General features: G+C 64.8%; 7 protein-coding genes. 1 reads left to right on the forward strand and 6 read right to left on the reverse strand.

Going from position 1 to position 7,764, the window contains the following annotated elements; translation table 11 throughout:
* Positions 1-195: 195 nt before the first annotated feature.
* Positions 196-1,983, reverse strand: a complete 1,788-nt coding sequence (locus tag VF629_RS07450; protein WP_331057836.1) for a glycoside hydrolase family 15 protein — start codon at positions 1,981-1,983, stop codon at positions 196-198.
* A 203-nt stretch (positions 1,984-2,186) separates the two neighbouring features.
* Positions 2,187-2,801, reverse strand: a complete 615-nt coding sequence (locus tag VF629_RS07455) for a hypothetical protein (protein WP_331057837.1) — start codon at positions 2,799-2,801, stop codon at positions 2,187-2,189.
* A 154-nt stretch (positions 2,802-2,955) separates the two neighbouring features.
* On the opposite strand from VF629_RS07455, the gene VF629_RS07460 reads away from it, so the two are divergent.
* Positions 2,956-3,651: a hypothetical protein gene (locus tag VF629_RS07460; protein WP_331057838.1), complete on the forward strand. Its 696-nt coding sequence runs from the start codon at positions 2,956-2,958 to the stop codon at positions 3,649-3,651.
* Positions 3,652-4,045: 394 nt separating this feature from the next.
* Here the strand turns inward: VF629_RS07460 and VF629_RS07465 are convergent, their stop codons facing one another.
* The 4 genes from VF629_RS07465 to VF629_RS07480 all read right to left on the reverse strand — a co-directional run.
* Positions 4,046-5,359, reverse strand: a complete 1,314-nt coding sequence (locus VF629_RS07465; protein WP_331057839.1) for a PAS domain-containing sensor histidine kinase — start codon at positions 5,357-5,359, stop codon at positions 4,046-4,048.
* Positions 5,360-5,620: 261 nt separating this feature from the next.
* Positions 5,621-6,787 carry a DegT/DnrJ/EryC1/StrS family aminotransferase gene (locus VF629_RS07470; RefSeq protein WP_331057840.1) on the reverse strand — a complete coding sequence of 389 codons (1,167 nt, stop codon included), beginning with the start codon at positions 6,785-6,787 and terminating at the stop codon, positions 5,621-5,623.
* 85 nt (positions 6,788-6,872) lie between these two features.
* Positions 6,873-7,556: an acetyltransferase gene (locus tag VF629_RS07475; protein ID WP_331057841.1), complete on the reverse strand. Its 684-nt coding sequence runs from the start codon at positions 7,554-7,556 to the stop codon at positions 6,873-6,875.
* The coding region (locus VF629_RS07480; RefSeq protein WP_331057842.1) for a sugar transferase at positions 7,553-7,764 on the reverse strand (212 nt) is incomplete at its 5' end. The genes VF629_RS07475 and VF629_RS07480, both read right to left, overlap by 4 nt.

The raw sequence follows: 7,764 nt of genomic DNA on the forward strand, positions 1-7,764 counted from the left end.
GCAGCCGTGGCAATCCGTCCTGGTTTCAGCGACTTACTCTAAGATGTGACACGCCCTTGTTTGCAAAAGGAAGCCCCGGCACTCGTAGCAGAGCCGGGGCTTCTCACATTTAGAAAGCTGGCCGCTAAGACCAGGACGGATTGCCACGGCTGCGCCTCGCAATGACCACTCTTCAGTCCTCATTACGTCCGGCGCTTACCCCACAAAGTGCGGCCGGTCGAGGCGCTGGGCAATGCGGTAGGCGGCGTTCACGAGGCCCACGTGGCTGTAGGCTTGCGGGAAGTTGCCCCACTGCGAGCCAGTTTTGGCGTCTACGTCTTCGGAAAGCAGGCCGAGGTGGTTGGTATAAGCCAGTAGTTTTTCAAACTCGTTGGCGGCATCGTCGAGGCGGCCGACGCAGGCCAGCGCCTCCACGTACCAGAAAGAGCAGATGAGAAAGGTGGTTTCGGGCGTGCCGAAATCGTCGGGGTGGCGGTAGCGGTAGAACAGGCCTTCGGGCGTGCGCAGCTCCTTTTCCAGCTCCACCAAATGCCGGCGGGCGCGCTCGGAAGCAGGGTCGAGGTAGCCCATGAGGATGAGTTGCATGGTGCTGGCGTCGAGGTGCGGCGAACCGATGGCGTTGGTATACACGCCGCGGTCGGCGTCGTAGCACTGCTCGATGCGGGCGCTGGCTTCTTCAATCAGGCGCGTGGCGCGGGCTTCCATGGCCGGCTGGCCCAGCGTGCGTGCCACTTGGCGCGCGGCGTGGGCGCCGGCCCAGTGGAAAAGGTAGGTGTAGCAGTGGTACTGCGCAATGTGGCGGAATTCCCACAGGCCCGCGTCGGGCTGGTCGAGGGTGGTTTCCATGAGGCGCAGCACTTCGGTGGCCAGCTTTTCGGGCGGCAGTTGGGCCGGGTGCACAAAGCGGGCATCCACGTACAGCGGCAGCAGCGCCACCAGCACCTGCCCGTACACATCGTTCTGAATGTGGGTGTAGGCGTCGTTGCCGATGCGCACCGGCTGGTTGCCCAGGTAGCCCGCCAGGGGCAGCTCCTGCTCCACCAAGTCCGACTTGCCGCTGATGCCGTACAGCGGCTGGTACTTGTCTTTGACTTTGGTGGAGATGTTGGCGATGTAGTGGAAGTAGCGCTCCATTTCCTCGAAGTGGCCGATGTTGTTGAAGGCCGTGAGGATGTAGTAGGTGTCGCGCATCCAGCAGTAGCGGTAGTCCCAGTTGCGGGTGCTGCCGGGGGCCTCGGGCAGGCTGGTGGTGCTGGCCGCAATGATGGCGCCCGTGTCCTCGTACTGGTGGATTTTCAGGGCCAGCGCCGAGCGGATAACCGCGTCTTGGTGGAAGGTGCCAATGCTGGTGCTCTTCACCCACTTGCGCCAGTAGTCTAACGTTTTGAGCAGGAACTGGTCGGCGGTGGTTTCAAGCGGGGCTTCCAGCGGGGCGCCGTAGGTGAGGACGAGGTACTTGATTTCGTTGAGCACGAAGTCCTCCTCGTCGAGCACGTAAGTCAATGGAATGTTGGTGGTGAGACGGATTTCCTCTTCCAAACCCAGAAACGCAATGTGGTTGGAGCTGCGGCGGCGGTTGAGCGGCAGCTCGCCGTACTGGCCCATGGGCCGGCAGGCCACCCGCACGCGCGGCGTGCCGGCCAGCGGCTCCACCTTGCGAATGAACATGAGGGGCTTGTAGTAGCGGTCGTACTGCGCAAAGCGAGGCGCAAAATCCGTGACGCGGTAGCGGCCGTCGGCGGTTTCAATCTCCGTGCACAACACGTTGGTGTTCGGCAGGTAGTATTGTTCCGAGCGAAATCCGGAGTCTGAGACGGGCCGGATGCTGTATTCGCCGCCCTTTTTTTCGTCCAGCAGGCTGCCGAACACGAAGCTGCTGTCAAATCGCGGCCAGCAGAGCCAGCGCACGGCCGTATCGGTGCCAATGAGGCCGAGGAAGGCACAGTTGCCCACCAGGCCCATGTCATAGGTATGTTTCTTCATCGAGAGTAAGGCTTGGCGGCCAACAGGCGGCCGCATGAGCGGCCCGCCTACCGACGAGCCCAGCCCTAGTACCCCGTTCGGGCAGCGGGGGTTACTCCCAAAGCCGTTATTCCTGCTCCTGATTGCAGAAACAAACAGCCCACCGGCCCCCGCTTCCGTGGTGCGAAGCGGGCCGGTGGGCGGTCAAATGCAGGTTGCTATTCCTACAGCTTATCCGACACCTGGTCGGAGAGCTGGCGGGCCGTGCGCAGCGTCTGGAACTCGGCTTGTTGCGCGCGGATGTTCACTTTGTCGTCGAAGCTGATGTTGGAGCGCAGTTGTTCGTAGCGGGCATTGAGGCTGCTGAGTACCGCCGCCGCACTGGCCCAGTCCGCCGACCTCCACCCGTGGCGGCTAGCGTTTACCTGCTCCATAAAGCGCGAGTAGGCGCTAACCAGGGCGGGCGCGGTGAGGGTGCTCACCGTGGTTTTGGTGCGCAAAAAGGCCGTTACCTGCGCGTCGGTGGCCATCGTTCCATCGGCAACTTCGGTGGGAGAAGAGGGCGCGGTGGTGGTGCCCGGGAGGGGCGTGCCGGCCGGCACCGTGGTGGTGCGGGTGGTGCGGCGAATCACCTTGCCCGTGGCCGGGTCCAGGTCCTCAACGGTTTCGGTTACCTGCTGGGGCGCCGAGGTGGTATTCACCGGCGTCGGCGCCTTGGTCGGAGTGGTCGGAGTGGTCGTGGTGGGCGGGGTCTTTTTGGGCGAAGCAGGCGTGGTCTGGGCGGTGGCGGCCAGGGGCAGCGCGAGCAGCAAAGCGGCGAGAATACGGAAGTGGGTCATGGGTATAAAGAAGTGAATGCGCCTTATAACGGCAAACACCGTGCTACGGTGTGCAGCGGCGTGGTTGCGGAAAAAGCCGTACTCTTACATCGCGCCTGATAATCAGCGCGTGGCCAAGCCATTGGCCGTTCTTTTCTTTCTCTCCATTCTTTGCATGCAAGGCGCGTATTCTACCTACTTCGACAATCTGTTTGAGGCGCTGCGCATGGCGCGGCCCGACTTTAAAGCCCAGGCCGAGTACAGCCTGCGGGCCGGCCGCGAAGCCGCCCTCGGCACCGCCTTCGCCCCGCTGCTGGCCGAGCTGGAAACGGCCATCGGTGGCTTCGACGAGAACCTCGCCGACCGGGGCCAGTCCACGGCCGGCGGCACGACCGCCTTCCGCCAGGCCCGCGCCGAATGGCTGGAATTCGTGGACGACACCATGAAGGACCACGTGACGCCCAAGCTGCGCAAGCTGCCCGTGTACGCCGACTTCAAGAAGTTCGGCAAGAGCAAGCTCGCCGCCCTGCCGCAGCCCGCGCTGCTCACCGAGTCCGAGCGCCTGCTGGCCCTCTACACCGCCCAGCAGCCCAGCCTCTACCCCACGCTGGGGGCCGAAGCCCAGGCCAAATACGCCGCCCTGGCCGCCGCCGACGCCTCCCGCGACACCCAGGCCGCCACCATCGACGCGGCCATCCTGGACCTGGCCGCCGACCGCGCCGCCATTGCCCGCGCCCAGCGCCGCCTCAAAGCCCAGCTAGAGCTCACGTTCGACCAGCCCGAGAAGGTGTACAGCTTCTTTGATTTCTCGGCGGCTAAAGTCAATAAATCGGGCAAGGCGAAGGCCGTGTTAGTGCCCAACCAGGACTAAAGCCGCCCACACGCCCGTGCGGACGGCTGCGTAGCTCCCTAAAATGCCTCGCACGGGCGTACCGGGCGCTTCTGCCTCTTCAAAAGCCGATGGCACGGGCGTGCAGACGACTTCTTACCATTCCGGAAGCCGCCTGCACGCCCGTGCGGGCCGGTGTTGCATGTGGGAGAAGTAGCCCGCACGGGCGTGCAGGCGGCCCTTATGATGCCGGAAGCCAGCCGCGAGTACTTGCCGGGCACCTTGGGCCGGTTGTGAGCCGTCGCGCTCACCGGTTATAGACTTGCTTGCCGCCGGAGCTTGGCGCCTGGTCGCGTCGAGTGACATTTGGCAGGCCTGGCAGAGCCCATAAGTGAGGGAGTGAGAAGAAAACTACCCTTTTCACAGACGCCCGCACTTACGCCGGGAAGACGAGCGTAAACGTGGTGCCGCGCCCGGGCTCGCTTTGTACCTGCAACTCCCCCCCGGCGTGGTCCACGATTTTCTTCACTAGGTACAGGCCCACGCCGGTGCCCTCCACGTCGGGGTGAAAGCGCTGAAACAGGCGAAACCCCTTTGCTTGCTGGGCCACGGTCAGCCCCCGGCCGTTGTCTTTCACGTGCACCACCACGCGGGTGGCCTCGCGGTGGGCGCGCACGCGTACGACCGGGGCGCGGTCGGGGTGGCGGTACTTCACGGCGTTGCTGATTAAGTTGAGCAGCACCGAATGCAGGTGCTTGGGCGAAAACCACACGTACGGGGTGCCCGCGATGTTCACCTCCAGCCGCCCGCCCGCGGCCGCCAGCAGGGGCGCCACCTCGGGCCGCACCGCTTCCAGCGCCGCCGCCACCGACAGCTGTTCGCGGGCCCCGGCCATGTCGTGGCGCGCGGTGCCGAAGTCGGCCAGGCGGTCGAGCGCGGCGCGCAGGCGTTCCACTGACAGCTGCATCATGCCCACCAGCACCGGCACGTGCTCGTCTTCCGCCGCCGCGGGCCCGTGTTCGGCCAGTGCTTGCACCAGGCCCTGCAGGTTGGCCAGGGGCGTGCGCAGGTCGTGGGAGGCGGCGTACACGAACGTGTCGAGTTCCCCGTTGACTTGCACCAGGGTGGCGTTGGCGTCCTGCAGTTCCTCGTTGGCGACGCGCAGCTGCTCGTTGAGCGACGTCAGCTCTTCATTCAGGGCGGTCAAGTGCTCGTTGGCGGCGGCGCGTTGGCGGGCCGTTTCCGCCAACCCCTCCTCCAGGTGCTTGCGGGGCGAGATGTCTTCCAGGGTGGTGTAGCCCAGCGTGCCGCCCTCGTCGGGAAACAGCACCGACGTCACCCGGCACCAGAGCTCGGTCCCGTCGGGCCGGCACAGGCGGGTTTCCAGGGCGAACGCGGGCAGGGAGCGGTCCCACAGGGCCCGTTGCAGGGCCCGCCAGTCGGCGCGGTGGGCGGGGTGGGCAAAGTCCAGAATGGGGCGCCCGAGCAGCGCCTCGGGCCCGGGCAGGCCCAGCAGCGCCACCACGGCGGGGTTGGCGTCGCGAATCAGCAAGTCCGGGCCGATGATTTTGTGGCCCAGCGGCGAATGCTCGAACACCGTGCGGAACCGCACCTGTCTGAGGTGGTAGCGCGCCGCGTCCCGGGCCAGGGCACCGGCGGCGGCACTGGCGTCGCGCAGGGCCTGCAGTTCTTCCCGCAGCGCGCGGATAATGCTTTCCTGCGAGGACGGGTCGGAAGGGACGGACGGCATGCGAACAAACGGGAGACGACGCCTATACTACGGCGCCGGCCAAAAGTCGGCTGTGTTTCCAGTTGCCCAAATGCTCCTTTCAGTAAACGCCTTGCAACTGCTCGACATCAGGTGCTAGTGAGCCGTTGCAGGGCCGGAGAAGTTTAAGAAACCCGTCCACGATTCAAAGTTCACGAAGCGCGCCGAGGCGACGAGTTTCGTGGACTCCAAAACACAAGCAACGGCTTCCTCAAAAAAAAGTCTAACGGACGGCGACGGATGCTACGCCAGTGCCTCCGTGAGGGCTTCTTTCACGCGGCGCAGGTCTTGGTCCGTCATGGCCGTGCCGCTGGGCAGGCACAGGCCGCGGGCAAACAGGTCGGCGCAAACTGCGCCGCCGTACACGGGCGCCGTGGCAAACAGGGGCTGCAGGTGCAGGGGTTTCCACAGGGGCCGGCTCTCGATGTTGCGGGTTTCGAGGTGCAGGCGGACGGTTTCGGGCGTGGCGGTGGTTTGGCTAACGCCTTCCTTCGGTTCGGCGGGGTCGAGGAGGATGGTGGTGAGCCAGCGGTTCGAGCGGCTGCCAGCCGGCTCGGGGGCCAGGGCCACGGTCAGGCCCGGCAGGCCGGCCAGGTGTTCCTGGTACCAGGCAAATATTTCGCGCCGCCGCTTCACCCGGTCGTCTAGCAAGCCCATCTGGCCCCGGCCAATGCCAGCCAGGATGTTGCTCAGGCGGTAGTTGTAGCCCACCTCCGAATGCTGGTAATGGGGGGCGTCTTCTTTGGCCTGGGTGGCCAGGAAACGCGCCTTTTTAGCCAGAGCGGCATCGTTGGTGACCAAGGCACCGCCGCCACTGGTGGTCAGGATTTTGTTGCCATTGAAGGAAAACACGCCTACCGCGCCAAAGCTGCCCAGCGGCTGGCCGTTGAAACGCGCGCCCAACGCCTCGGCCGCGTCTTCGAGCACGGGAATGTCAAACTCCTGCGCCAGGGCCAGCAGCTCGGTCAGCTTGGCGGGCATGCCGTAGAGGTGGACCAGAATCAGGGCTTTGGGCTTTTTGCCCCTGGCCATGCGGTCCTCAATGGCTTCGCGCAGGCGCTTGGGGCACAGGTTCCAGGTATCGGGCTCGCTATCCACAAAAACCGGCGAGGCCCCCAGGTACAGCACCGGGTTGGCCGTGGCCACGAAGGTGAACGACGGGCACAGCACCTCGTCGCCCGGCCCCACGCCCAGCAGTATCAGGCCCAAATGAATGGCTGCGGTGCCCGAAGTAAGGGCTACGCAATGCGCCACGCCCGCGGCCTGGCAAATGTCGGCTTCGAACCCGGTGATGTTGGGGCCGGCCGGCGCCACCCAGTTGTCCTCAATGGCTTTGTGGACGTAGTTCAACTCGTGCCGGCCCAGGTGGGGCGGGGACAAAAACAGACGGTCGTAATCTTGGCTACGCATTCAAATAATTAAAAATGAATAATTAAGAATTAATAATTAGGACGACCAACCGCAGTTGTGCTGCCAAATCGGTCATTTATAATTATTAATTCTTAATTATCCTGGCGGGCACGCCCACAGCGGTGGCGTTGGCCGGTAAGTCGCGCACGGCCACGGCTCCGGCCCCCACAATGGTGTTTGCGCCGACGCGGACGCCTTGAATAATGGTGGCGTTGGTGCCCAGGTACACGCCGGTTTCCAGCTGGGCCGAGCCGCTCACGTTGGCGTGCGGCATCAGCGAGCAAAAGTCTGCCAGCACGGCGTCGTGCCCCACTGTGCAGCCCAGGTTGAGCAGCACAAACTGGCCCAACTTAATGTCGCAAGTGAGCAGGCAGCCCTGCTGGATGATGCAGCCCGCGCCCACGCTGATGCGCTGCTCCGGGGCCAGTGCCACGCGCGGATGCACCAGTGCCGGAAACGACAAGTGCGCCGAGGTAAGCCGTGCCACCACGGCGGCGCGCGCGGCGGGGTTGCCCACGGCCACGGCCACCGCCAGCGGTTCCGTGGTCGCGATGAGGTCGGCGCTGGTGCCCAGGTAAGGCAGGCCCGCTACGATGGATGTACTGGGCGGCTGGTCGTCGTAGAAGCCCAGCACATTCCACGTGGGCTGCACCTCGTTGAGCTGGTGCAGCAGCAGCAGCACTTCGCGCCCAAGGCCGCCCGCGCCAAAAATGACGAGCGGCGCCGGAGCCTCGCTCACGTCGTAATCAGAAAAGAAAAGCTGGGTCATGCAAGAACGTTGGGCGTGGGGGTGCCAGTGAAACGAGGGGCGGGTTCATTGGCGCCGGGGTGGCGGCCGTGGCCCAGCAAATGGGCCAGCGTGAGGAGGAGAATGCGGACGTCGAGGGCCCAGCCGCGGTGGGCGACGTACCAGTTGTCAAGCGCGAATTTTTCTTCCCAGGTGCGGGCGTTGCGGCCGTGCACCTGCGCCCAGCCCG

Source organism: Hymenobacter sp. (assembly GCF_036388155.1).
In the GTDB taxonomy this organism is placed as follows: Bacteria; Bacteroidota; Bacteroidia; order Cytophagales; family Hymenobacteraceae; genus Hymenobacter.